The sequence below is a fragment of the Pseudomonas sp. 2024-210 genome (genome assembly GCF_045062345.1).
Lineage (GTDB): Bacteria > Pseudomonadota > Gammaproteobacteria > Pseudomonadales > Pseudomonadaceae > Aquipseudomonas.
Map to the genome: position 1 here is coordinate 241,808 of NZ_JBJGEJ010000007.1, position 24,692 is coordinate 266,499.

General features: G+C 56.7%; 23 protein-coding genes. 7 read left to right on the forward strand and 16 right to left on the reverse strand.

The annotated features are described in order from the left end of the window. Positions 1-60: 60 nt before the first annotated feature. Both ACI7MX_RS12840 and rnd read right to left on the reverse strand, forming a co-directional pair. Entirely contained in the window at positions 61-354 is a 294-nt protein-coding gene (locus ACI7MX_RS12840; protein ID WP_122784453.1) for a YcgL domain-containing protein, read from the reverse strand. Further along, positions 351-1,484 carry a ribonuclease D gene (gene rnd, locus ACI7MX_RS12845; protein WP_314482154.1) on the reverse strand — a complete coding sequence of 378 codons (1,134 nt, stop codon included), beginning with the start codon at positions 1,482-1,484 and terminating at the stop codon, positions 351-353. Before rnd ends, ACI7MX_RS12840 begins: the two co-directional genes overlap by 4 nt. 290 nt (positions 1,485-1,774) lie before the next feature. Between rnd and ampC the strand changes: the two genes are divergently transcribed. Next, the gene (gene ampC, locus ACI7MX_RS12850) at positions 1,775-2,929 is read left to right on the forward strand and encodes a class C beta-lactamase (RefSeq protein WP_405587864.1); all 1,155 of its coding nucleotides are present in this window, start codon (positions 1,775-1,777) and stop codon (positions 2,927-2,929) included. Between the two features lie 263 nt (positions 2,930-3,192). Here the strand turns inward: ampC and ACI7MX_RS12855 are convergent, their stop codons facing one another. The 5 genes from ACI7MX_RS12855 to ACI7MX_RS12875 form a co-directional block, all read right to left on the reverse strand. Continuing rightward, on the reverse strand, positions 3,193-3,840 hold the full coding sequence (locus ACI7MX_RS12855; protein WP_314482151.1) for a class I SAM-dependent methyltransferase: 648 nt from the start codon (positions 3,838-3,840) through the stop codon (positions 3,193-3,195). A gap of 163 nt (positions 3,841-4,003) precedes the next feature. Continuing rightward, positions 4,004-5,383 carry a glutamine synthetase family protein gene (locus ACI7MX_RS12860; protein ID WP_405587868.1) on the reverse strand — a complete coding sequence of 460 codons (1,380 nt, stop codon included), beginning with the start codon at positions 5,381-5,383 and terminating at the stop codon, positions 4,004-4,006. 410 nt (positions 5,384-5,793) lie between these two features. Next, positions 5,794-6,102 carry a hypothetical protein gene (locus ACI7MX_RS12865; RefSeq protein WP_405587871.1) on the reverse strand — a complete coding sequence of 103 codons (309 nt, stop codon included), beginning with the start codon at positions 6,100-6,102 and terminating at the stop codon, positions 5,794-5,796. A gap of 2 nt (positions 6,103-6,104) precedes the next feature. Next, positions 6,105-6,821, reverse strand: coding sequence for a DUF4225 domain-containing protein (locus tag ACI7MX_RS12870; RefSeq protein WP_405587874.1), 717 nt, complete (start codon positions 6,819-6,821; stop codon positions 6,105-6,107). Continuing rightward, on the reverse strand, positions 6,818-7,303 hold the full coding sequence (locus ACI7MX_RS12875) for an Hcp family type VI secretion system effector (RefSeq protein WP_314482140.1): 486 nt from the start codon (positions 7,301-7,303) through the stop codon (positions 6,818-6,820). The genes ACI7MX_RS12870 and ACI7MX_RS12875 overlap by 4 nt, the downstream gene beginning before the upstream one ends. A 284-nt stretch (positions 7,304-7,587) precedes the next feature. Between ACI7MX_RS12875 and poxB the strand changes: the two genes are divergently transcribed. The 3 genes from poxB (at position 7,588) to map (ending at position 10,453) form a co-directional block, all read left to right on the forward strand. Then, positions 7,588-9,309, forward strand: a complete 1,722-nt coding sequence (gene poxB / locus ACI7MX_RS12880) for a ubiquinone-dependent pyruvate dehydrogenase (RefSeq protein WP_314482138.1) — start codon at positions 7,588-7,590, stop codon at positions 9,307-9,309. Between the two features lie 113 nt (positions 9,310-9,422). Continuing rightward, entirely contained in the window at positions 9,423-9,665 is a 243-nt protein-coding gene (locus ACI7MX_RS12885; RefSeq protein ID WP_314482136.1) for a ParD-like family protein, read from the forward strand. Further along, positions 9,662-10,453, forward strand: a complete 792-nt coding sequence (map, locus tag ACI7MX_RS12890) for a type I methionyl aminopeptidase (protein WP_314482133.1) — start codon at positions 9,662-9,664, stop codon at positions 10,451-10,453. Before ACI7MX_RS12885 ends, map begins: the two co-directional genes overlap by 4 nt. Before the next feature lie 53 nt (positions 10,454-10,506). On the opposite strand, the gene ACI7MX_RS12895 is transcribed toward map, so the two are convergent. From ACI7MX_RS12895 to ACI7MX_RS12905, 3 genes are all read right to left on the reverse strand, one after another. Further along, positions 10,507-11,685: a cystathionine gamma-synthase gene (locus ACI7MX_RS12895; RefSeq protein WP_405587879.1), complete on the reverse strand. Its 1,179-nt coding sequence runs from the start codon at positions 11,683-11,685 to the stop codon at positions 10,507-10,509. Next, positions 11,682-13,058 carry a pyridoxal-phosphate dependent enzyme gene (locus tag ACI7MX_RS12900; RefSeq protein ID WP_405587882.1) on the reverse strand — a complete coding sequence of 459 codons (1,377 nt, stop codon included), beginning with the start codon at positions 13,056-13,058 and terminating at the stop codon, positions 11,682-11,684. The genes ACI7MX_RS12895 and ACI7MX_RS12900 overlap by 4 nt, the downstream gene beginning before the upstream one ends. Before the next feature lie 259 nt (positions 13,059-13,317). Further along, on the reverse strand, positions 13,318-14,214 hold the full coding sequence (locus ACI7MX_RS12905; protein WP_314482128.1) for a LysR family transcriptional regulator: 897 nt from the start codon (positions 14,212-14,214) through the stop codon (positions 13,318-13,320). 118 nt (positions 14,215-14,332) lie between these two features. On the opposite strand from ACI7MX_RS12905, the gene ACI7MX_RS12910 reads away from it, so the two are divergent. After that, positions 14,333-15,760: a mechanosensitive ion channel domain-containing protein gene (locus tag ACI7MX_RS12910; RefSeq protein WP_405587886.1), complete on the forward strand. Its 1,428-nt coding sequence runs from the start codon at positions 14,333-14,335 to the stop codon at positions 15,758-15,760. A gap of 346 nt (positions 15,761-16,106) precedes the next feature. Here ACI7MX_RS12910 and ycaC read toward each other — a convergent pair whose 3' ends face one another. From ycaC to ACI7MX_RS12930, 4 genes are all read right to left on the reverse strand, one after another. After that, positions 16,107-16,733 carry an isochorismate family cysteine hydrolase YcaC gene (gene ycaC / locus ACI7MX_RS12915; protein WP_314482124.1) on the reverse strand — a complete coding sequence of 209 codons (627 nt, stop codon included), beginning with the start codon at positions 16,731-16,733 and terminating at the stop codon, positions 16,107-16,109. Between the two features lie 37 nt (positions 16,734-16,770). Next, positions 16,771-18,609, reverse strand: a complete 1,839-nt coding sequence (locus ACI7MX_RS12920; protein ID WP_405587889.1) for an amidohydrolase — start codon at positions 18,607-18,609, stop codon at positions 16,771-16,773. After that, on the reverse strand, positions 18,606-19,193 hold the full coding sequence (locus tag ACI7MX_RS12925; protein ID WP_405587892.1) for an antibiotic biosynthesis monooxygenase: 588 nt from the start codon (positions 19,191-19,193) through the stop codon (positions 18,606-18,608). Before ACI7MX_RS12925 ends, ACI7MX_RS12920 begins: the two co-directional genes overlap by 4 nt. 195 nt (positions 19,194-19,388) lie before the next feature. Further along, positions 19,389-20,213, reverse strand: a complete 825-nt coding sequence (locus tag ACI7MX_RS12930; protein ID WP_405587895.1) for an alpha/beta fold hydrolase — start codon at positions 20,211-20,213, stop codon at positions 19,389-19,391. A 324-nt stretch (positions 20,214-20,537) separates the two neighbouring features. Here ACI7MX_RS12930 and ACI7MX_RS12935 point away from each other — a divergent pair, with 324 nt between their 5' ends. Beyond that, positions 20,538-21,260: a pirin family protein gene (locus ACI7MX_RS12935; protein WP_405587898.1), complete on the forward strand. Its 723-nt coding sequence runs from the start codon at positions 20,538-20,540 to the stop codon at positions 21,258-21,260. A 175-nt stretch (positions 21,261-21,435) separates the two neighbouring features. Here ACI7MX_RS12935 and ACI7MX_RS12940 read toward each other — a convergent pair whose 3' ends face one another. Both ACI7MX_RS12940 and ACI7MX_RS12945 read right to left on the reverse strand, forming a co-directional pair. Further along, positions 21,436-22,257 carry an alpha/beta fold hydrolase gene (locus ACI7MX_RS12940; RefSeq protein ID WP_405587901.1) on the reverse strand — a complete coding sequence of 274 codons (822 nt, stop codon included), beginning with the start codon at positions 22,255-22,257 and terminating at the stop codon, positions 21,436-21,438. Between the two features lie 230 nt (positions 22,258-22,487). Next, on the reverse strand, positions 22,488-23,381 hold the full coding sequence (locus ACI7MX_RS12945; protein ID WP_405587904.1) for a LysR family transcriptional regulator: 894 nt from the start codon (positions 23,379-23,381) through the stop codon (positions 22,488-22,490). 128 nt (positions 23,382-23,509) lie between these two features. Between ACI7MX_RS12945 and ACI7MX_RS12950 the strand changes: the two genes are divergently transcribed. Next, on the forward strand, positions 23,510-24,685 hold the full coding sequence (locus ACI7MX_RS12950) for an MFS transporter (RefSeq protein ID WP_405587907.1): 1,176 nt from the start codon (positions 23,510-23,512) through the stop codon (positions 24,683-24,685). Positions 24,686-24,692 lie beyond the last annotated feature (7 nt).

The window sequence follows — 24,692 nt, forward strand, 5'->3', positions numbered from 1 at the left end:
CGTCAATCAAATTCAGTCCATGTGAGACAGGCGCCCGGGCCCGGGCACCTGAGGCAGTCCTTACATGGGGTCGTTGCGACGCAAAAGCTCTTCGGGCAAGTGCTCAATGTATTCGTCTTCGGCGGGCGGCATTTGCAGGTGATAGCCCTGGGTTTCCAAGTTATCCAACACCTTGGTGATGTCTTCACGCGACAGTTTGCGTTCCGGCGTCAACACCAGATCAAACGCGTGGACCGGTTTGCCGAACGCCAGCATCAGGGTTTCGGGTACGCGTTCAAGGGCATCGGCCTTGAGCACGTACAAATACATTTCGTTGCGTTTGGTACTGCGATAGATCGAGCAAATACGTTTCAAGAAGGTTCTCCAGCGCAGGACAGGCAATCAAGCAACGCCTGCCCCATCAGCTCACGGCGCCATCCACGCAGTGAGTCCGGCAATTGATAAGGCCCATTGGGAAAGCCACTTTTGACCAGCGCTTCCAGGGTTTTTTTGCGCAGCATCAGCTCTGGCGCAATATTGAGACGCTCGGCCAATTCCTGGCCAACGGCGCGCAAGCGTTTGATCAGCAGTGCAGCCTCAACCGGCAATGGCTCAGGGACAGCGGGTGGCCATTGTTCGGGCGGTAGACTGCCAGCACGCTTGATCAGGTCCAGTAAAAATTCACCATCCTGACGCACGGTACGCGGGTGCATGTCTTCAATACGCGCCAGCGACACCAGATTATCGGGTTGGGTTTTGGCTAAAGGCCACAATGCATGTTCACGCACCACTCTATTTCGTGGCAGGTCGCGGGCACGGGCTTCTTTTTCGCGCCAGGCACAGAGCTCACGCAGCACCGCCAACTGATCCCGTGACAGTTTCCAGGCCAGCTTCGCCTCCCGGTAAACCTCATAAGGGTCTACTTCGCGGCGCAGATTGGCAACCAGCTCTGCACCGTCCTCAAGCACCCAGGCGTACTTTTCATCCGACAGACGCGGACGCAACAGTACATAGACTTCGGCCAGATGCAGGGCATCTTCAGCGGCATAGCTGATCTGAGTGTCCGACAATGGACGTTGCAGCCAGTCAGAACGGGTTTCGCCCTTGGGCAGGTCGAGATCAAGGACCTCTTTGACCAAACGCGAATAACCCATGGAAAAACCGAGGTTGAGGTAAGCCGCTGCCAACTGGGTGTCGAATAACGGCACAGGCAAACTGCCCGTAAGGCGCAACAACACTTCGAGGTCTTCGCTGCAAGCGTGCAGCACTTTGACCACGGACGTGTTCTCCAACAGGTCAGCCAGAGGCTGCCAATTGTCGATGGTCAGGGGGTCGATCAGATAAGCCCGCTCACCGTCACCGATCTGGATAAGACCGGCAATCGGATAAAAGGTATCGACCCGCATAAATTCGGTGTCGAGGGCTACAAATGGCAAATGTTGCCATTTGGCACAATGCTGGCCGAGGCTATCGTTGTCGCGAATCCAGTGAATATCGATGGCCACACGGCTCTCCCTTGAAGAATGGCGCGCAGTATATATCGCCGCCAGACCTTATCGGGTAATGACAGGCAATCTAAACGACGAAAATACCTACAGAAATAAAAGTAACGGACTTCGTGCTTTTTATATTTTTATAGGTAACTTTCTCAAGCCTGTGTCATCGCGAGTCGGAGCGAGTGGCAAGGGTAAAACGGAAATTCATACCTCACGCGCTGACTTGTAACAGGACAATGCCAATCAATTCGCCTGGGTGGGACCAGCGCGGCTGACCGACAAACAAGAGGATGAACTGAATGTTTTCACTTAAAAAAATGTCTCTTTGCGCCATCTCACTGGTTGGCCTCACGGTATTCACCAGTGCAGTCATGGCTAAGCCCGCAACGTTGGACAGCGTCGTACAACACGCCGCCGGCGAGATCATGAAGGCTCACGACATCAGCGGTCTTGCCATTGCGGTGAGCCATAACGGCACGCAGCAATTTTACAGTTTCGGTGTGGCCTCCAAAGCGACTCAAGCACCCGTTACGCCCGACACAGTGTTTGAAGTCGGCTCAATCAGCAAGCTCTTCACGGCCACCTTGGCCACCTATGCACAGGCCAACGGCCAGCTTTCCCTGACTGATCCCGTCGATAAATACCTGCCAGCACTGCAAGGCAGTGCCTTCGGCAAAGTCCCCCTCCTGCATTTGGCAACCCACACCGCGGGCGGATTCCCGTTGCAAGTTCCCGAGAGCGTGCAAAACGAGCAGCAATTGATGGCTTATCTGAAAGCCTGGAAGCCCATCTACCCATCCGGTACACAGCGTAGCTATGCCAACCCCAGCATTGGCGTGCTGGGCATGATTGCGGCCAAAAGCATGAACCAGCCTTTTGAATCGGCTATGCAGAAAACCCTGTTTCCGGCATTGGGCCTCAGCAGTAGTTACCTGCAAGTACCCGCCGACAAAATGTCGCTTTACGCCCAGGGCTACAACGCCGACAACCAGCCGGTAAGGGTCAATCCCGGCGTACTGGCCAATGAAGCGTATGGCGTGAAAACCAGCGTGCGCGACTTGATTCATTTTGCCGAGCTGAACACCGCGCTGGGCAAACCCCAGACCCAGATCCAGCGTGCCATTGAGCAGACCCATACCGGCTACTTCCAGGTCGGGCCAATGACTCAGGATTTGATCTGGGAGCAGTATCCTTACCCGGTCACACTGAAAAACCTGCTGAGGGGCAACTCAAACAAAATGGCCTACGAGAACAATGACGTCCTGGCCTTGAACCCGCCCATGGCGCCACGAAAGGCTGTATGGATGAATAAAACCGGTTCAACCTCTGGCTTTGGTGGCTATATCGCGTTGATCCCCATCAAAAAACAGGCCGTGGTAATCCTGGCCAACAAAAACTACCCCAACCGTGAACGCATCGAACTGGCGTACAAAATATTCAACGCCTTGAACTAGGGTCTGTTCCCGTTTCATTGCTAGCCGCGTCGCTGAGTCAAATTTAGCCAGGCAAGGCGCAGAGCGAAGGGAATGGTTGTTCCCTTCCCAAGCTCTGTAACGCAGCCTGGCTAAATTTGACACAGGGCCCGAAGGGACGATAGCCCACGTGGGGCAGGGCTGCGTTGCTCGAAGCTTAATGGGAATAACCAAACCACGCCTCTCGCGCCTTTCCCTAAACCCCGTGGGCTTTCGTCGCGGCTGCAATGAAACGGGAACAGACCCTAGGCTTTTTTAACTAAAACATAAATGCTGCCCAGCCTACGGCCGGGCAACATATCGTAATGCTTGAGGATGCTGAAGCCTGCCTGGGCAAATTGCACTTCCACATCCTCCTTGCGTACCACAATCCGTGTGAAGTTGTTGAGCAGGTGCGACGAACTTCTCATGCACAGCGACACGATGAGGCTATCGCGGCTCACGCGGTGTAATTCGCGCAGGATGGCAAGACGGTGCTCAGCGTTGTGCACGTGGTGAAACAGCTGCATGCAAAAAATGCTGTCTACCGCGTTAGCGGGCATATCGATAGAAAACACAGCGCTTTTGAACAATTTGATTCGAGCCAGCAAACTCGCGGGGTGATGCGTTTGTGCATGATCGAGCATGCTCTGGGAAGAGTCGGCCGCGAGAATCACCCGATTGCCGTGTTCGGCCAGAACGGGCCAGAAGCGCCCTGCGCCGCAAGCGATATCCAATACCAGCCCCGGCTCACCGGCGACCTTGAGCGCGCGACGTACCAATTGATTTTCGCGCCATGCAGTCCACCGTCGGGTTAACCCTTGCGGGCGCACTTCAAGGCAGACCTGTGCATGTTCGCGATCATAGCGTTCGGCGAATTCAAGCTCAAAGGTGGACGGTGGCTGAGTGGACATGCCCGCTGACTCGTAGGTTTATTAATGTTCTGCGAGTAGGTTAACTGGGGTCCAGTGAAAAAAATGTCAGGGTGTCTGGCTGCAAGCTAGAAGCTAGAAGCTGCAAGCCGATCCGCTCTTACTTACCGCTTGTAGCTTGTAGCTTGCCGCTAGCCCCAACCCCCTACGCTTGATGCAAATACCAACGCCAATCCTGTTCCCCCACTTGCCCCATAAACTGCCGATACTCGGCATTTTTGACCGCCAGATATACCTTCAAGAATTCAGGCCCAAAGGCTTCTTTCGCCCAATGCGAGGCTTCCAATGCCCGCAAGGTGGTCAACCAATCGGTCGGCAGCCTTTCGCTGGCCTGCGCATAGCCATTGCCTTCTACCGGCGCACCTGGATCTCGCTCTTCACGGATACCCCGATGGATGCCCGCCAAAATCGCAGCCGCCGCCAGATAGGGGTTAGCGTCAGCGCCACAAATTCGGTGTTCGATATGCCGCGAAAACGCCGGACCTCCCGGAACCCGCAAGCTCACGGTACGGTTATCGACCCCCCAGGTGGCGGCCAACGGCGCATAGCTGTTGCTCTGAAAACGGCGGTACGAGTTGGCATTCGGACAGAACATGAGCAATGAATCGAGCAAGGTGCTGAGCATCCCGCCCACGGCGTGGCGCAATAATGGCGTGCCGTCAGGCGCTTCACTGGCGAACAGGTTATTGCCGTCTTTATCGGCCAGACTCACGTGCATATGCATGCCTGTGCCCGCCAAGTCATCAAAGGGCTTGGCCATAAAGCAGGCAAGCATCCCGTGTTTATGTGCCACGCCTTTGACCAGGCGCTTGTAACGCACGGCTTCATCCATCGCTTGCAGGGCGTCGTTGCGGTGTTCCAAGGTGATTTCCACCTGCCCCGGCGCGTATTCAGAAATGGCCGTGCGGGCTGGAATCCCTTGCAGCTTGCAGGCGCTGTACAGATCCGCCAAAAACGGTTCGATTTGCTCCAGCTCTCGCAGTCCATACACCTGAGTGGCGCGCGGACGTTGACCATCTACATCACGTGCCGGTTGCGGGCGACCATTGCTGTCGCGCTGGCGATCCAGCAGATAAAACTCCAACTCGGCCGCCATTACCGGGTAATAGCCGTCGGCCTTTAATCCCTCGATAACCTTGGACAACAGATGCCGAGGATCGGCCACGGTGGCCGGCATGCCTTCTTGCGGGTGCATGCTGACTTGCACCGCCGCCGTCGGTATCAAGCGCCAAGGCATGCGCTGCAAGCTGCCACTGACGGGATAAGCGCGACAGTCAATATCGCCCACGTCCCAGACCAACCCGGTGTTTTCAACATCATCACCATTGATGTTCAGGCCCAGGATCGTACTCGGCAGGGGGCGCCCGCTTTTATAGATTTCCAGCAATTCATCGCGGTGCAACAACTTGCCCCGCGGCACACCGTTGTTGTCGAGGATAAACAGCTCGAACATTTCGATATCAGGGTTATCAGACAGAAAATTCTGGGCTTCTTGCAGTGTCGCAAATGCAGTCGTTGTACTCATGGCAATACTCGTAAATTCATATCTGAAGGGCGTAAAGGCACGCCGAGACTGCAACCCAGAGAGGCCGCAGACGTTCAAGATTTAACGGAATGTACGGGTATCCGGCGGGCGGGCATGTCGACAGTGAAACAAAGCCCAGAAGGCCAGTTTCGAAGGAAGGAGACAGAGATGATGGGCGGGTAGAAGAAACCCCAGGCGGCTCTCAACAGGGAGCGCAAGGCACTGCGGCGCTTCATGACTGGAATAATCAGCCTTTTTGACAACCATGCTCACAACCACACCGCATTGGGGACGCCCAGCCTCACACGATTTATGGCGTTTATCAAATACTGAGTTTCAGACCTTTAGGTTCGTCCTGAGTAAACATAACGGTCGATCCTCTTTTTATTCCCTTCACCTGCGCAGCCGAATCAAAGCTTTTTGCGCGAAAACCACATGTGTTTTTTCTTAGCACCAGGGAGAGAGAACACATAGGCCATGGCTACAAAGAAAGAGAACCACTGCGCTCCATAACTTGTATTTTTATCGATGACGGGTAAATACCCCGTTTTAGCATGAAGGACATGAACGCCTATAAAAAAAATATTAAGCATCGCAACCCCGTAAAACTTGAGTGCGCTATTATCGTTTCCCGACCACGCAAAACTTGCCCAAAAAGAAGGCAGATAACATACCAAACTAACAAAAACTAAGGCCACATAGAATAAATAGCTACTCATCTCTACCCCCCCCAATACTCATACAATGTCTGCAATGTATTTACATCAGAGGTCTTTCCAATCGCGGCACCACCTACGGTATTACGCTGAAAGCCATAAAGATAATCAGCGCGAACATGCCTGAACAACCTCCAGGATTCTGGCTTCAATACCAACCTTCCCGCACCATAAACAGACCCTGCCAAGTCCACGACGCCATATGCAATATTGCCTTCGCGCTCTGTCCCGCCCACTGCTTTGGCTACGGAGTGATAGACTTTTCGGATGGGGCCTTGAGTATCGGAGCGTCCCGATAAAAGATTACGACCGTTTTCATAAATATTATTCCCGCCCTGAAGCATCAGTGGCGCCCCTATGCCTAAACACATGCTTCCTGCCGAGAAATAACAAATGCCGCCCCCCATGGCGACTTGCATACCGCCAGCCGCAACGCCCACCCCTAATAACGTTTGGTCCAGTAAGGTGTGCTTCACCAGTGCGCTGCGTTGTTTATTAATGGCGTCAAGTCCCTGCTCGGTGCTTTTCTTGCCGTTATAAACGTCCTGAACAATACCCCGTGTGTACTCCGTTATGTCTCGATTGAATTGCAAGCGAATAGAAAGATTCTTTATTCGCTGTATCCCAACCGTACAGGCCTGTTTCGTCAAAAGATTCACCGCCTGATCTAACGCCCTCACTTCATCATCTGCCAATGAATGCTGCGATTTATCAGATCTCATTTGTCCTCATCCCAACTGCTGTAACCGCTGGTGCCGGCTATATGATGCATCCAGCAAATTTCGCGATAACTCAGGCCCATGACCTCTTGAATGTCGGCATCATTTTCCAGCGTGGCATGGGGCATGACCAGCGTGAGCTCCGTCAAAATGCACCCCGATATATCAATGGTAAAAAAACGCTCCTGAACGCCCATCGGTGAGGTTCGGTAAAAGTTGATCTTGCACTCCAGTATCTCTCTATTGGTCAGGGCTTTCGCCAGTAACGGTGTCGACTTGTCTATGTTTTTTACGATCGCAATGGGTTGATGAGTCGCTCGGTCAAGATTGCTCAGATTCAACAGGGTGTGATTGAAGGAGAGCACCATGACTTCATCGCGATGCCCGGCTTGGCATTTATTGCCAATGGACTCAGGCGTTGAACAGCCTGCCGAGATCAGGCCTTGGCTGTTACCTGAAATACGCATGTAACCGTGATTAGCCATTTGCTGTTTCCCTCTGGTTAAAGAACGCAAGCTAGCGGAGTACTCACCACTTTTATGTAGGAATTCTCTGTTTTTAAAATAATTCTCGTCCCTGTTTTTCTTACGAGGTGTTCAGCCCTGTCACATTTACCCGGCGCATGCTCAGGGGATGGTGGGTCAGACATGAACACATCTTCATCGAACGTTTTAAAAACCGGTGTGGTCGCATGCAGTGTCTATCCTGCTTGGCAACGGTTTTTAACCTGACTCAAGCCACCCGATTTCTTACTTCAAGGAGCCTCCCCATGAGCAGAACGGTTGCCGATTTCATCACCGAAACCTTGCAGCAAGCAGGGGTAAAGCGTGTGTTTGGCGTCGTGGGCGATTCATTGAATGCCTTCACCGATTCGCTGCGCCGTCAGCAGCAGATTGAATGGATTCATATGCGCAACGAGGAGTCAGCGGCCTTTGCCGCCGGTGCCGAAGCGCATTTGACGGGCGAGCTGGCGGTCTGCGCCGGCAGTTGCGGGCCGGGTAACCTGCATTTGATTAACGGTCTGTTTGACGCGCACCGCAGCGGTGTGCCCGTGCTGGCGTTGGCCGCACACATCCCCAGCAGTGAAATCGGCATCGATTATTTTCAGGCCACGCACCCCGAAAGCCTGTTCAAGGAGTGCAGCCATTACGTCGAGCTGGTATCCCATGCCGAGCAGTTACCGCAAATTCTTGAACGTGCCATGCGCGTGGCCATCGCTAAACGTGGCGTGGCGGTGGTGGTGATTCCCGGCGACGTTGCGCTGCAAGCCACCGAGGCCAAAGTGCCTAACTGGATTACCCCTACCCAGCCGCTGATTTGTCCGACTCTGAGTGATATCGACCAATTAGCGTCATTTCTCAATAACGGCAAAAAGGTCACCTTGCTTTGCGGCGCAGGTTGCGCGGGTGCCCACACCGAAATACTGGCGCTGGCCGAGCGCCTTAACGCGCCGATCGTGCATGCCTTGCGCGGTAAGGAGCATGTCGAGTACGACAATCCCTACGACGTCGGCATGACCGGGCTGATCGGTTTCGCCTCGGGTTATAAGGCAATGATGAGCTGTGACACGTTATTGATGCTCGGCACTAATTTTCCCTATCGCCAGTTTTACCCGGAGCACGGGTATATCGCACAAATCGACCTGCGCCCCGAAGCGCTGGGCAACCGTTGCCCGCTGGAATTGGGCCTGATCGGCGATGTGAAGCTGACGTTGCAGGCGGTATTGCCCAAGGTCGACCAAAACCCTGATCGCGAGCATCTGGACAAAGCACTCGACGACTACAAAGTCGCCCGCAAAGACCTCGACGCGCTGGCCGAGAGCGGGCCTGAGAGTTCGATCATTCACCCGCAATACCTCAATCGCCTGGTCAATGAACTGGCCGCGGAAGATGCGATTTTCACCTGTGATGTCGGCACTCCTACCGCTTGGGCTGCCCGCTATTTGAAAATGAATGGCAAGCGGCGACTCGTCGGCTCGTTCAACCACGGCTCAATGGCCAATGCGATGTTGCAGGCGATTGGTGCTCAGGCGGCTTTCCCGTTCCGGCAGGTGATTTCCATGTCGGGGGATGGTGGTTTCACCATGATGATGGGCGATTTTCTGACCCTCAGTCAGGTGGGCTTGCCCGTCAAGGTGATCGTGCTCAATAACGGCACGCTGGGGTTTGTCGAGATGGAAATGAAAGCCGCGGGCTTTCCTGATGTGGGCTGTGATCTGAAGAACCCCAATTTTGCAGCCATGGCTGAGGCGATGGGGGTCAAGGGTATTCGGGTCGAACATCCCGCAGAGCTCGAAGGGGCCTTGCGTGAAGCGTTTAGCCATGACGGTCCGGTGTTGGTGGATGTGGTCAGCGCCCGTCAGGAACTGGTCATGCCGCCCACTAAAACCTTCGAACAAGCCAAAGGCTTCAGTCTGTTTATGCTTAAAACCGTAATGGATGGCCGGGCGCGCGAGTTGATTGATTTGGCCAAAGTCAATTTGTGGCGCTAAGCAACACAAGGTCCAGTACGGGGCACATTACCCTGCTTGACCAGCTGAGGGTTGCGGCAGTGCCCAACCCTCGCCTAATATACGTTCCATATACATTTCATATGGACTGACTGATGGGTATCGTCAAAATCTCCGAGCAAATGCATGAAAACCTGCGTGTCGCCAGTAACGCGCTGAGCCGTTCCATCAATGCGCAAGCCGAACACTGGATGCGCATCGGTATGCTCACCGAGCTGCACCCCAACCTGGATCACCACCAGATCTGCCGCTTGCTGGTCCGTGCCGAGCAGGCGGGCGGCCTTGACCTGAATGCAGCTTTGCAAGACACACCTGTGACCACTGGAGCGCACGCATGAAGGCCAACGTCGTTATCAACAGCCCGGCACAGATTGCCCAGTCAAAAGTGGCGGGGAAACTGGCCGCCGAGGTGTTGGCCATGATCGGCGAGCACGTCAAGGCAGGTGTGACCACCAACCAGCTGGACAAAATTTGCCACGACTACATCGTCAATGTGCAAAAGGCCATTCCCGGTAACGTGGGCTATCACGGCTTCCCGAAAACCGTCTGCACCTCGGTCAATGAGGTGGTGTGCCACGGCATTCCTTCAGACATACCGCTCAAGGACGGCGACATCGTCAATATCGACATCGCAGTGGTCAAGGACGGCTGGTACGGCGATACCAGCCGCATGTATTTCGTCGGCGAGCCAAGCGCGCAGGCGCGGCATTTGGTGAAAACCACCTACGAGGCCATGTGTGCCGGTATTCGAGTGGTGCGCCCCGGCGCCACACTGGGCGATATTGGCCATGCCATCCAGACTTTGGCCGAGCAAGAAGGCTTCAGTGTGGTGCGCGAGTACTGCGGACACGGCATTGGCAAGGTCTACCACGACGAGCCTCAAGTCCTGCATTACGGCTACCCAGGCCAGGGCATGAAACTCAAGACCGGGATGATTTTCACCATTGAGCCGATGCTCAATGCAGGCAAACGCCATGTCAAAACCCTGGCCGATCAATGGACGGTGGTCACCAAGGATTTATCCTTGTCGGCCCAGTGGGAACATATGGTCGCCGTGACCGATGATGGCTTTGAAGTGTTGAGCCCGTGGCCGGACTCGATGGCCGACTTCCCCGCCATCGTCTAACCGAATCAAGACCTGCGCCTGCTGTTTAGGTAGGCGCAGGTCTTGGGTTGACCCTAGATTCTGGACAACGCTTGCGCCAGATCCGCGCGCAAATCCTCGACATCTTCTACCCCGACAGAAAGCCTCACCAGCCCATCACCGATCCCCAGTTGCGCACGGGTGTGAGCCGGAATGCTGGCATGGGTCATGATCGCCGGATGCTCGATCAGGCTTTCGACGCCGCCCAGACTTTCGGCCAAGGCAAAGATATGCACGCTTTCAAGAAAGCGCTTGGCACCCGCCAGATCAGTGTTCAGGTCCACGCTGATCATTCCGCCAAAACCGCGCATTTGCCTGCACGCCACTGCGTGTTGCGGATGGGAAGGCAGGCCCGGGTAATGAACGCGTGAGACCTGCGGCTGATCTTGCAGCCATTGCGCCAGCGCCAGTGCGTTGCTGCAATGTCGCTCCATGCGCAAGGCCAGGGTTTTCACCCCGCGCAAGGTCAGAAAGGCATCAAATGGCCCGGCAATGGCGCCAACGGAGTTTTGCAGGAAGCCCAAACGCTCGGCCAGCTCCGGGTTGGGCCCGACAATGGCAATGCCACCGATAACATCGGAATGACCATTCAAATACTTGGTGGTCGAGTGCACGACAACGTCCACACCTAGCTCCAGCGGGCGCTGCACCCAGGGGCTTGCAAAGGTGTTGTCGGCCACGCACAAAATGCCGCGCGCTCGGCAAATGCCTGCAACAGCGGCCAGATCCGTGAGCGTCAACAAGGGATTGCTCGGTGTCTCGACCCAGACCATCCGCGTGTCATCGCACAACGAGGCTTCGAAGGTCGCAAGGTCTGTCATGTCGACAAAACTGAAGCGATGCCCGGCGCTGCGCTGGCGAACCTTGTCGAACAGACGAAACGTGCCCCCATACAGATCATTGCCGCAGACGACATGTGAACCGGCGTCCAGCAACTCAAGCACCGTTGAAATGGCCGCCAGACCGGAAGCGAAGGCGAACGCCTGAGTGCCCCCTTCAAGGTCGGCCACACACCGCTCCAGCGCAAAGCGCGTCGGGTTATGCGAGCGGCCATAATCCAGCCCCTTGTGCACGCCGGGACTTTGCTGCAAGTACGTGGAATTGGCATAAATAGGCGGCATCAGCGCCCCGGTAGAAGGGTCCGGCACCTGCCCTGCGTGAATCACACGAGTAGCAAAGGCATGCAGCGCACGGGGTTCATCATCAAGGCTCATAGTAAGGATCTGCGCAAGTGGTTGAGAAGGTCGACGCGGGTAATCAGGCCGTGAAAGCTTGAGGCGTCAGCAATGATTGCTACCCGCCCACGGTCGAGTTCGGCCCGAAGCTCTGCCAGGCTGGCCCCCGGCGGCAGGATTTGCAGTGTGTCGGTCATGGCGCTGGCCACCGTCAGGCTAAAGTGCGAAGGGTCTTCATGCAGCCCCAGCAAAATATCGGATTCGTCGATCACCCCGACCAGCCGCTGACCGTCCACAAGCACCGGCAATTGCGATACATCGGCCAGACGCATGCGCTGGAAGGCCGTGAGCAAGGTGTCGTCCGGGCCCACGCTGATCACCCGCCCATCTTCAAACCGGCGGGCAATCAGGTCTCGCAGATCCTCGTAGTGGGTGTAGGGGAGCAACCCCTGATCGTTCATCCATTGGTCGTTGTAGACCTTGGACAGGTAACGGGTGCCGGTGTCACAGACAAAACTGACGACCCGCTTGGGCTCGGTTTGCTCGCGGCAAAAACGCAGCGCTGCGGCCAGCAATGTGCCGGTCGAGGAGCCGCCGGCAATACCTTCGGCGCGCAGCAACTGACGAGCGTGATCAAAACTTTCTTCGTCGCTGATCGAGTAGGCATGGCGCACGCTGCTCAAATCGGCAATCGAGGGAATGAAATCCTCGCCGATGCCTTCAACGGCCCATGATCCCGCCTTGCCAATCGTCCCGCTGCGGCTGTATTCGGCCATTACCGAACCCACCGGATCGGCCAGCACCATCGCCAGGTCGGGCTGTACGCGCTTGAAAAAACGGGTCAGGCCGGTCAAGGTGCCTGCCGATCCGACACCGACGACAATCGCATCAAGGTCATGTTGCGTTTGCGCCCAGATCTCAGGCGCAGTACTGCACTCGTGGGCCAGCGGGTTGGCCGGGTTATTGAACTGGTCAGCGAAAAAGGCATCGGGGATTTCACTGGCCAACCTCGCGGCCACATCCTGGTAATACTCGGGATGGCCCTTGCCCACATCGGAACGGGTGATGTGCACTTCGGCCCCCATGGCCTTGAGGTGCAAGACCTTTTCAGTGGACATTTTGTCTGGCACCACCAGCACCACCCGATAGCCCTTGGCCCGCCCCACCAACGCCAACCCAAGGCCGGTGTTGCCAGCCGTCGCCTCGACAATGGTGCCGCCGGGCTGCAAGCGCCCATCGCGCTCGGCCGCGTCGATCATGGCCAAACCGATGCGATCCTTGATTGACCCTCCAGGGTTCTGTGATTCGAGTTTGAGAAACAGTGTGCACAGGCCAGTATCGAATCGGCTGACGCGCACCATGGGCGTATTGCCGATCAATTCGAGAACGGCGGGACGGGCGTTGTGTTGCATGTCGTCTCCTCGTGTGGTTTACGGCGAACATCCATGCAGTAACCATAGCCGCCTTTCTCTTGCTGCAACGTGGGACTGCAACCGCCCATGCCGTGTAGCCGCTGACGAGGAACGAGGCTTCGATCGGCAGCGAAGCTGTCGTGGGCCTGACACGCTGGTGTGTCAGGTACATTGAGCGCTCAGGTTATAGGGACGCTACGCGCCCAATCGCAGCCTCGTTCCTCGTCAGCGGCTACACAACCTATTTGCGCACCTCTGCCTATAAAGATTCTTGGGTCTGATCCAGTCGTTCACGCAGAAATTCAATCAAGGCCTGAACGGCCAGAGAGCGCTGGCGGTGCTGCGGATACACTGCCGAGAGGGCCAGTGGCGCGCTGCGAAAATCGTCCAGCACCCGCACCAGCCGCCCATCCTCAAGGGCAGCGCCGACAATAAACGTCGGCAGATAGGTCAAACCCAAGCCCGCGATGGCCGCGTCCCTCAACAATTCACCATTATTGACCCGCATGCGCCCGCTGACGTGAAGGGTCAATGGCTTGCCGGCCTCTTCAAACCGCCAGGGTACTTGGCGGCCATGACCATAAGGCAGGCAGTCATGGCTGTGCACGTCTGCAGGTACACGCGGTGTTCCGCGCTGCGCCAGATAAGCCGGGCTGGCGCAGTACACACGGTCGATAGTGGCGATGCGCCGGGCAATCAGTGTCGAGTCTTCAAGCACGCCAATGCGCAATGCCAGGTCGTACCCTTCACTGAGCAAGTCTACTGGCCGGTCGGTCAGGTCCACTTCCACGGCGACGTCGCTGTAGCGTTGTAGAAACAACGGCAGCAGACAGCCTAAATGGGCCATCGCAAAGGATAACGGTGCACTCAGGCGCAAGGTGCCGCGCGGTTCACTGGTTTGCCCGGCAATCCCTTGCTCCATCTGCTCCACGTCATTGAGCAGGCGCATGGCCGAGTCGTAATACGTCTGCCCTAAAGGCGTGACGTCCAGCCGTCGGGTAGAGCGATTGAGCAACCGCACCCCCAGTCGCTCCTCCAATTGCATCACACGGCGGCTGACAAATTGTTTGGAGAGGTCCAATTGGTCGGCGGCGGCCGTGAAACTGCCCGAGTCAACGACCTGACAAAAAATACGCATATCTTCAAACGGGTTCATTGTCCCAACCTGGTAGACAGTTAAACCCTTTATAGCCGCTTTTTCCTTCTGCAACACCTGACTAGTCTGTGTTCACCGTCTCCCATCACCCCACCTCGCTAGCCTCTGGAGTGTGCCCATGCCCTTTCTCCTCGCTCATCCGCTGTCCGTGGGTGCCCTGTTGCTGATGCTCGACACCCTGCTCTGGCACGTTCAGCCATTCAAGCAACGGCTGCTGCGGGTGGGTTTGCGACTGGGGCTGTTTATGCTGTTCAGCGCAGTGGTTATCAACGCTGGGGTCAGTCCGTTGCAGGCCCCATTGTTTACTGATGACCCCGTGATGCAAGTGGGCGCCACGGCATTGAGCATTCTGTGGTGGCTGTATGCAGCGCGGGTGCTCACTGAAATGATCGGCCTGGCGCTGATGCGGCGCATTGGTCACAGCGGTCGCTTGTTGCAGGATGTGATCGGTGCACTGGTGTTTCTGGCGGCCATCGTAGCCGCTGCGGCCTACGTGTTGGAACTCCCGATAAAGGGTTTGCTGGCCACCTCCGGCGTGGTGGCCATCGTTATCGGCCTGGCCTTGCAGAGCACCTTGAGCGACGTGTTCTCCGGCATCGTGCTCAACACCACCAAACCGTATCAAGTCGACGACTGGGTCATGATCGACGGGGTTGAAGGCAAGGTACTGGACATCGACTGGCGCGCCACTCACCTGCTGACCAGCGCCGGCAGCACGGCCGTGGTGCCGAACTCGGTGGCGGCCAAGGCCAAAATCGTCAACCTGAGCCGACCGGTCAACCTTCACGGGGTGTCGATCAGCCTGCAGGTGCCCAACCATATTCGTCCGCGCCGGGTACTGGATGCGCTGGAGCGTACGCTACAGGGCAGCAGCCGTTTGTTGCTGAACCCGGCGCCTAAAGCGTTGCTCAAGGACGCTGGGGAGAACCTGTCCGAATACGTCATCAGCGGGTTTATCGCTGATTTGGCGCTCAAAGGTGAGGTGCGTAATCAACTCTACGACCTCGCCCATCGCCATCTGGAGGCCGCCGGCATTTCGCGTCAGCCAGACGGCGTGATTGAACCTGCGAGTCGCGCCCGCACGTTGCTGGACGAGGTGAAAATTTTTCGCTCGCTCAGTGAAGACGAGCGCGACCAGATTGCGCGCTCCATGGTGGCCCAAACCTACGCCGCCGGGCAGGTGGTGCTGAGCGTGGACGAAGTGCCGGACAGCCTGATGATCATCGCCACGGGCGTTATCAGTGTCAGCGTGGCCGGGGCTTCGGGACCCGTTGAAGCCGGGCGTATGGGGCCGGGAGAAATCATGGGCGAAGAGAGCGTGCTCGCCGACGCACCGTCACAGGCGACCTTCACCCCATTGACCTCCACCCTCATTTACCGGATCGACAAGTCCCTGACCCGTGAATGCATCGCGCAACGGGCAGACGTGGGGCGCGCCTTGAACACCTTGAAGGCCGTGCGCGAGCAAAGCAGCCGCTCGGCCTTGATGGCCGCCCCGGCGCCGATCAAAAAAGGCGGGTTTTTAAGCTGGTTGCAGACACGCTGAAGCGTGCGAAAACCCGCATCGACTGGCATGAGACCGGGCCCTTCGAAGAGGGAGAAAGCCCCGTGAATTTGAGCAGAGCGCAAAGACCCGCTGCTTAAGACTGAAACTTTCACGGGCTGTTATACCGGCGACATTCTGGATTTAGGTTGATGTGTGCGACCTTCTCAACAGGCCGTAGCAACTGCCAAAGGAACGAGGCTGCGTGACGAAGTCGTCGCAAAACCGGTACGCACTGTATGACGCACACACCGCGTACTTGGGTTTTACAATCGCTTGGCTATGGAGCTCAGCCTGGCGCCTTCGGCATCCGCTAAGTAAAGGGGGCACGACGCCCCCCTCAGCCCACTTACTTGGCCGTGAGTACGGTGTAGCTGTTGATCAGGTTGCGGTAGTTGGGAATACGCTGGGACAGCAAGTTGGCCAAGCCTTCCATGTCGTTGCGCCAGTCCCCTTGCAGCTCGCACGCCACCGAGAACCAGTTCATCAATTGCGCGCCCGCCGCCGTCATGCGTGCCCATGCCGCTTGCTGAACGGCCGTGTTAAAGGTGCCCGAGGCATCGGTCACGACAAACACGTCATACCCTTCGGCCAGCGCCGACAGGGTCGGGAATGTCACGCACACGTCGGTCACAACGCCCGCAATGATCAGTTGTTTGCGGCCCGTGGCCTTGATCGCATTAACGAAATCTTCGTTGTCCCAAGCATTGATCTGACCGGGCCGTGGGATGTAGGGCGCGTCCGGGAACTGTTCTTTGAGCTCGGGCACCATTGGGCCGTTGGGGCCGCTTTCAAAACTGGTGGTGAGGATGGTCGGCAGTTTGAAAAACTTGGCCACGTCACCCAGCGCCAGCACGTTGTTTTTGAATTCATTGGGCGAAAAATCCTGCACCAGCGAAATCAAACCGGTCTGGTGATCGACCAGCAACACCACGGCGTCATCTTTATTGAGGCGTTTGTACGGAACATTGCTCATATAAAACTCCTTGAGGGATGGGTGTTAAAGCACTGCATCAAAATGCGAAGCACGAGCAACCAAAGGCGCCCCAAAAACCGGCGAAGTCGCTGACCGGCGCGTTGGATAAACGAGCTGTTTCGTGACGGTGGGCATGCACGCCGCAAGGCCCGCTGCACTGGTGGGCCTGCGCCTGCAGGGGTGAATGGGGACGCCAATGTCCGGGAACCTTGACCACCGGCGACCAATCCGGCAACACCGGCACGCGGGCCGGGCCGAGTGTTTCAAAATCGTCAGCGGCATACACCACCTTACCGCCGACCAAGGTGAGTACGGATTCGATCCACTTGATGGCTTCTTCGTCGACACTGAAAAAGTCCGCGCTCAAGGCGGCGAGATCCGCCAATTGACCGACTTTGATCTGGCCTTTCTTGCCCTGCTCGGACGAAAACCAGGCGCTGCCGTGGGTAAACAGTTCGAGTGCCGTGAGCCGGGACAGGCCCTCGGCGTGCAGTTCCAGACCGCCTACGGTGCGGCCGCTGACCATCCAGTACAGTGAGGTCCATGGGTTATAGCTGGACACCCGCGTCGCATCGGTGCCCGCGCCCACCGGCACGCCCTCGGCCAGCATCCGCTTGATAGGCGGCGTAGCTTCAGCTGCTTTGGCGCCGTAACGTTCGACGAAATATTCACCCTGAAACGCCATGCGGTCTTGAATGGCAATCCCGCCGCCAAGCGCCCTCACCCGCTCGATGTTTTGCGGGGTAATGGTTTCGGCGTGATCGAAGAACCACGGCAGGCCATTGAACGGAATATCGCGGTTGACCTTCTCGAACACGTCGAGCATGCGGTTGATGGATTCGTTGTAGGTGGCATGCAAGCGGAACGGCCAGCGCTGCTCGACCAAATGGCGCACCACCGGCTCCAGCTCGTCTTCCATGCTCTGCGGCAAATCCGGGCGCGGTTCAAGGAAGTCTTCAAAGTCTGCGGCCGAGAACACCAGCATCTCCCCGGCCCCGTTATGCCGCAGGTAATCATCGCCCTGGTGCAGGGTCACGCTGCTCGTCCAGTTCTTGAAGTCGCTCAACTCTTCTTTAGGCTTTTGCGTGAACAAGTTGTAGGCGATGCGAATTGTCAGTTGCTGATCCTTGGCCAACTGCTCGATGACTTGATAATCATCGGGGTAGTTCTGAAAGCCGCCCCCCGCATCAATCGCACTGGTGAGACCGAGACGGTTGAGTTCGCGCATAAATTGGCGGGTCGAGTTGACCTGATACTCCAGCGGCAGCTTTGGCCCCTTGGCCAGCGTTGAATACAGAATCATCGCGTTGGGCCGCGCCACCAGCATGCCGGTCGGGTTGCCATTGGCATCGCGCACAATCTCGCCGCCCGGCGGGTTCGGCGTGTCGCGGGTGTAACCCGCCACCCGCAGCGCGGCCCGGTTGAGCAAAGCACGGTCATACAGGTGCAGGACAAACACGGGGGTATCCGGTGCAGCCTGATTGAGTTCTTCAAGCGTCGGCAGGCGTTTTTCGGCGAACTGGAATTCATTCCAGCCACCGACAACACGCACCCATTGCGGGGTCGGGGTGCGATCCGCCTGTTCTTTTAATAGACGAAGGGCATCGGCCAGCGACGGCACACCCTCCCAGCGCAGCTCAAGGTTGTAGTTCAAGCCGCCACGGATCAGGTGCAAGTGCGAGTCATTGAGGCCGGGAATGACGCAGCGGCCTTTGAGGTCGATGACCTGTGTGCCTGCACCGCGCAAGCCCATGACCTGCGCATCGGTGCCCACCGCTACAAAACGGCCATCGCTGATGGCCACGGCACTGGCACGCGGGTTTTCGCGGTCAACGGTATGAAATTGACCATTGAACAAAATCAGATCGGCACTCATCGCGTTTCCTTGGGCTCAGTGGATGACGTCAGCCAAGGCGCGAACACACGCGTCGCCATGGGCATAAACAGATAAACCACCGACAACACGATGGTCAGCGTAATCACAAAGGTGGCGACTACGTAGTTGGACAGCACCGGGCTAAAGGCCAGTAAGGGCTTCCAGATCATCGGCACCAGCAAGGTGTGCGGGAATATCACCAACAGCGTCAGCGCCGCTTGCTTGTAGCGAGGGGGTGGCGAACGGGTTTCGTTCGGCGGCGTAAACCAGAACTCGTTGGCCGGATTCACTTCGGTCTGGTCGCCGTCCGCCAGCATGGGCAGGACTTCATTGACCAACTCACGGCGCTGGGGCGAGTCGAGCCAGCGTTGCATGGCGTCGGTGGAACAGAAACGCAGGATGCAGGTGTAGGTATCGAGGCCGGACTGCTTGCCGGGCACCACATCCACACCCAAGTGGCCTTCCCATTGCCCGGCGATGCGCACGATGTTGCGCAACCAGGTTTTGTAAGCGGCCTCAAAACCGGCCTTGACCCGATGTTTTATCACCAGGGTCACGACCTCCATCTCGTTGGTGTCAGCCATTGCGCAAGGTTCCATCACTCTGAACACGCTCTGTAGCCGCTGTCGAGGTACGAGGCTGCGATCGGCGACGAAGTCGTCGTAAAACCCGATAACGCGGCGCTAAAAATTGACCGCCTTCACCGGTTTTGCGAGCGCTTCGCACTGGATCGCAGCCTCGTACCTCGTCAGCGACTCCGTTTTAGCGAAAACTGTGACTCAAGCCTTGAGAAACGCCAGCAGATCGGCGTTCAGTTGGTCCTTGTGGGTGTCGGTCAACCCGTGTGGCGCGCCGGGGTAAATTTTCAGCGTCGACCCCTTGATCAACGCGGCCGACGCAATCCCGGCCGCTTCGATGGGCACCACTTGGTCAGCATCGCCGTGTACAACGAGCGTCGGGATGTCGAATTTTTTCAAGTCTTCGGTGAAGTCTGTCTCAGAAAAGGCCTTGATGCAGTCGTAAGCATTTTTGTGGCCGCTGGTCATGCCCTGCATCCAGAACCAGTCGATCATCCCCTGCGAAGCTTTGGCACCCGGCTTGTTGAAACCAAAGAACGGACCGCTGGCCAAGTCCAGATACAACTGCGAGCGGTCGGCGAGTGAGGCCTGACGCATTTCGTCAAATACTTCAATCGGCAAGCCTTTGGGGTTGGCTTCAGTCTTAAGCATCAAAGGCGGCACAGACGAAATCAGCCCCGCTTTGGCCACCCGGGCCGTGCCATGACGGCCAATGTAGCGCGCGACTTCACCGCCCCCCGTGGAGAAACCGAACAACACCACCCGTTGCAAATCGAGTCGCGCGATCAACTGGGCCAGATCTTCGGCGTAGGTGTCCATGTCGTTGCCTGTCCATGGCTGACTGGAGCGGCCATGCCCGCGGCGGTCGTGGGCAATCACCCGATAGCCTTTGGACGCCAGAAACATCATCTGCGATTCCCAACTATCCGCATTGAGCGGCCAACCGTGGCTGAAAACGATGGGCTGCCCAGAACCCCAATCTTTGTAGTAAATCTCGGTGCCGTCGCGGGTAGTGAAAGTGCTCATGACGTGTTCATCCTTGTGCCGGGAAGGCAGCTGTCAGTCTTCTGGTAATAGAGGGCGAGCGATGGGTGTGATGAACGCCGCTCTGTTGATAAAACCAAACACGCCGTTTATTGCGTCAGCAGGCAGCACTGAAAACAGGATGCGGCACACAAGTGTAGTCAAGAAACTGAATGGGCAAGATCGCAATAAACATGGGTTCCACCCCTCAAGACTGTCCACTCAAAGAGGACAGTCTTTCCATTTACACCGTCTTATTACGCGGCCTGATAACCCTTAAGCTTCTCCTCACTCGGACTCATCCACGTCCCCTCAGGAGATTTCATCATGCTGACTCTTCGCAAAGCTTCGGATCGCGGCGCCGCCGACCATGGTTGGTTGAAATCCTTCCACACGTTCTCATTCGCCAACTATCGCGATCTGAATCAACAGGGTTTCTCTGACCTGCTGGTCATCAATGATGATCGCGTCGCGCCGGGCAAAGGCTTCGGTCAACACCCGCACCGCGACATGGAAATTTTTTCTTACGTGCTCGAAGGCGCGTTGGAGCATAAAGACACGCTGGGCACCGGCTCGGTGATCCGTCCGGGTGACGTGCAGTTGATGAGCGCAGGCAGCGGCGTGGCACACAGCGAGTACAACCACTCGGCTACTCAGCCTGTGCACTTTCTGCAAATCTGGATCGTGCCAGAGGTCAGCGGTGCCACACCGCGTTATCAACAGGAGCACTTCAGCGCAGAAAAGAAACGCGGACGCCTGCAACTGATCATCTCACCGACGGGTGAGGAGGGATCGCTGCTCGTGCGTCAGGATGCGCGCGTCTACGCCGCCCTGATCGACGGCGATGAAACTGCCACGCTGAAACTCGCGGCCAATCGCTACGCCTATGTGCATGTGGCCAGCGGCAGCGTTCAGCTTAACGGCCTGCAACTTCAGGCAGGTGATGGCGTGCGGGTACGTGAAGAGCAACTGCTGACGTTGAGTAACGGCATCAACGCCGAAGTGCTGGTGTTCGATTTGCGCGCACAAGAACTGCCGCAAATGCCGTGATGGCTTGTCTGTCGAGTGACATACAGAAGCGATGCACACTTAAAACCCCTGAAAGGTTTATCCCTTTCAGGGTGGAGTGGTTTTCATCAAAGCCCCGTGATTAGGCCAGGTTGTACACGCATTTAAGGGGGGGGGACTGTACCTGGATCGTAGGCATTTCGAGCCTGTACGCCCGTTAAATCGATGAATGTCTCTCAGCCAAAAACTTCAATAACGCCTGCGTCACAAACCCCGGATTCTCCAGATTAGAGATGTGCCCTGCTTCCGGCACCAGCACACAGGGGCAACCAATCAATTCGGCCATTTCCCGAGCTTCCGACGGGGGCCGTGGCGCGTCCTGATCGCCACACATCACCAGCGTGGTTTGAGGATTCAATTCGTCCAGGCGTGCCAATTGGTCATCCCGTCCAAATGTCATTCGCCCCATCGGCACGATGCTTTCACGCAGACGTTCGGCAGGTAACGCCGCCAATGACGCGCGAAAATCCTGATACAGCGCCGACTGTGGATCGATACCCGGACGGAAGAAAATCGGCACTACGATGTCCAGCATAGGCGGAGCGATATCACCGGCGTCTTCGATCTGTTTTAACAATGAGAAATAGTATTGACGAGTCGGCTCGGGTTCAACGCCGAGGTAAGTGTCCATCAGCACCAAACCGTTAAGCCTCTGCGGCTCCGACAGCGCCAAACGCACGCCCCACATACCACCCACCGACAACCCAACCAGAGACACCTGATCGATCTGCAGATGATCAAGCAATGCTAAAGCTTGACGCGCCAGATCATCCAACGAGGTGGTGCCGTCAGGAAGTTTTCCGGATTGGCCATGCCCCCAGAGGTCCAGGGCAAGCACTCGATACTGTCGCGAAAGCGCAGTTATCTGCGGTGACCACATGGCCTGATCCCATAGATAGCTACCCGCCAGCAGTACGGTCGGGCCAGTACCTTGATCAATGTAGTGAAGAGGTTGTCCGTCAACCGTTACGAAAGGCATCGACTGTCTCCTGTGCAAAAAAGGGAGCAGATAGACTGTGGCGTGATCGATCGACAGTCAATTTTAGGTAGTTGTAATGTGTGTCAGTACTTAAGAGCGTTGCACTTGAACAGGAAGCTCAACGACCTAGCCATAAGAGGGGTTTGTAGACGGAGTTTTCGGGTGAGCGCACGGGCCCGTAGCGAGATAAAACGGAGTAGCCACCCACAGGCCCCAGAAGTCCGTCTCCTCTACTCAGCTTTGCGCAATGCATTGGCAACCAGTGTAAAGGCGGGTGATGGTTGTCGACGGCTGGGGTAATACAAATAGTAGCCAGAGAACGGTGGGCACCAATCTTCCAGTACCCGCTCCAGCCTGCCTTCGCGTAGGTGCGGTTCAAACTCCTCTTCTGGCAGGTAGGCAATGCCAAGCCCGGCCAAGGCCGCATCCACGATATGGGTCGACGTGTTGAAAATGAGCTGGCCGTCTACACGCACGTTTACTTGCTTGCCTTGCTGCTCAAAGTCCCAAACATAGAGCCCGCCAGATGTCTGCATACGCTGGTTGATACAGCTATGGTTCATCAGGTCGCGCGGGTTTTCGGGAATGCCACGGCTGGCAAAGTACCCTGGCACGGAGACAGCAGCCATCCGCAATGGCGGGCCTATCGGGACTGCGATCATGTCTTTGTCGATGGTGTCACCTAGGCGCACACCTGCATCAAAACGATCCGCCACGATGTTCCTGAATCCGTAATTCACGTCGAACTCAACGTTGATGTCCGGGTATTCGTGGAGCAGCGCAGTGAGCTTGGGTAGTAACGTGGTGCGCAGAACATGATCGCCGCAGGTGATACGTACGGTGCCCGCAGGCTTGTCGCGCATTTGCGTCAGGTTATCCAGCTCTGCCTCGATTTCATCGAAGCGATTACCGATCGCTTGCAGCAGTCGCTCGCCCGCGACAGTCGCAGAAACGCTTCGGGTGGTGCGCGTCAGCAACCTGATTTGCAGGCGCGCTTCCAGACCACTGATGGCTTGGCTCAGTGCCGACTGGGTAACGCCCTGCACCCCGGCGGCACGGGTGAAGCTGCCTTCGCGCGCCACTGTCACGAATGAAAGCAGATCGTTGAGGTTTCCTCTGACCATGGAATGCAGCACCTTTTACAGCTATTAATTAGTTGCACTTATAGCCTTGTTAAGCATTCATTAGCTAGTCGCGTGAGTATTCGTTCGTCACCATTACGGGCATGAATACGATTAACCGTGAGGCCCCAATGGCCACTGTTTCAACCAACAACGAGACTCCCGCCTACTGGAGCGGTGTCTTTGCAATGACGCTGTGTGTTTTCGCCCTGATCGCTTCTGAGTTCATGCCTGTCAGCCTGTTGACGCCGATGGCCGTTGATCTTCAGGTTAGCGAAGGGATGGCCGGGCAAGGCATTGCGATTTCCGGAGCATTTGCCGTGCTGACCAGTCTGTCGATCTCGTGGCTTGCCAGAACCCTCGATCGCAAGCTGCTGCTGTTGGCACTGGCCGGGTTGATGGCTGTCTCGGGCTTGATCGTCGGGCTGGCCCCCGACTATCAAACTTACATGGTCGGCCGTGCGCTCATCGGTGTGGTCATTGGCGGTTTCTGGGCGATGTCCGCGGCGACGGCCATGCGCTTGGTACCCGCCCCGCAGGTGTCGAAGGCGTTGGCCATCTTCAATGGTGGTAACGCGCTGGCTACCGTAGTTGCCGCACCGCTGGGCAGTTATCTGGGCTCCATTATTGGCTGGCGCGGGGCTTTTTTCTGTGTGGTGCCCGTCGCGGCGATTGCTCTCGTCTGGATGCTCATCAGCCTGCCGCCCATGCCGGTGGAACCGCGCAAACCAGGCGCCGGAAATGTGTTCAAACTGTTCAAGAATCGATCAGTGGTGCTGGGCATGGTCGGTTGCGGGGCCTTCTTCATGGGGCAGTTTGCGCTATTTACCTACCTGCGGCCTTTCCTTGAAACGGTAACGCGCGTCGATGTATCCACGTTGTCGTTGATCTTACTGGTGATCGGTGCGGCAGGCTTTATCGGCACCCTAATCATCGGCCGCGTTCTGAGGCGCAGCCTGTTCCAGACATTGATAGTCATTCCGGTCTTGATGGCCTTGATCGCTCTGACACTGATCCCTTTTGGCCACTCGATCATCGTTGTTGCTGCACTACTGGGCTTATGGGGGCTGTTGGCGACTGCGGCCCCAGTGGGCTGGTGGAGCTGGATCGCACAGGCCATGCCTAATAATGCCGAGGCTGGCGGCGGCCTGATGGTGGCCGTGATTCAACTGTCCATTGCTCTGGGCTCAACCGTGGGTGGAATGCTGTTCGATAGTCACGGCTATCAGAGCACTTTTATCGCTAGCGCAGTCGTGCTCCTGCTGGGCGCAGTGATAACTATGCTGACGTCACATTCGACACCCTAACGAACTG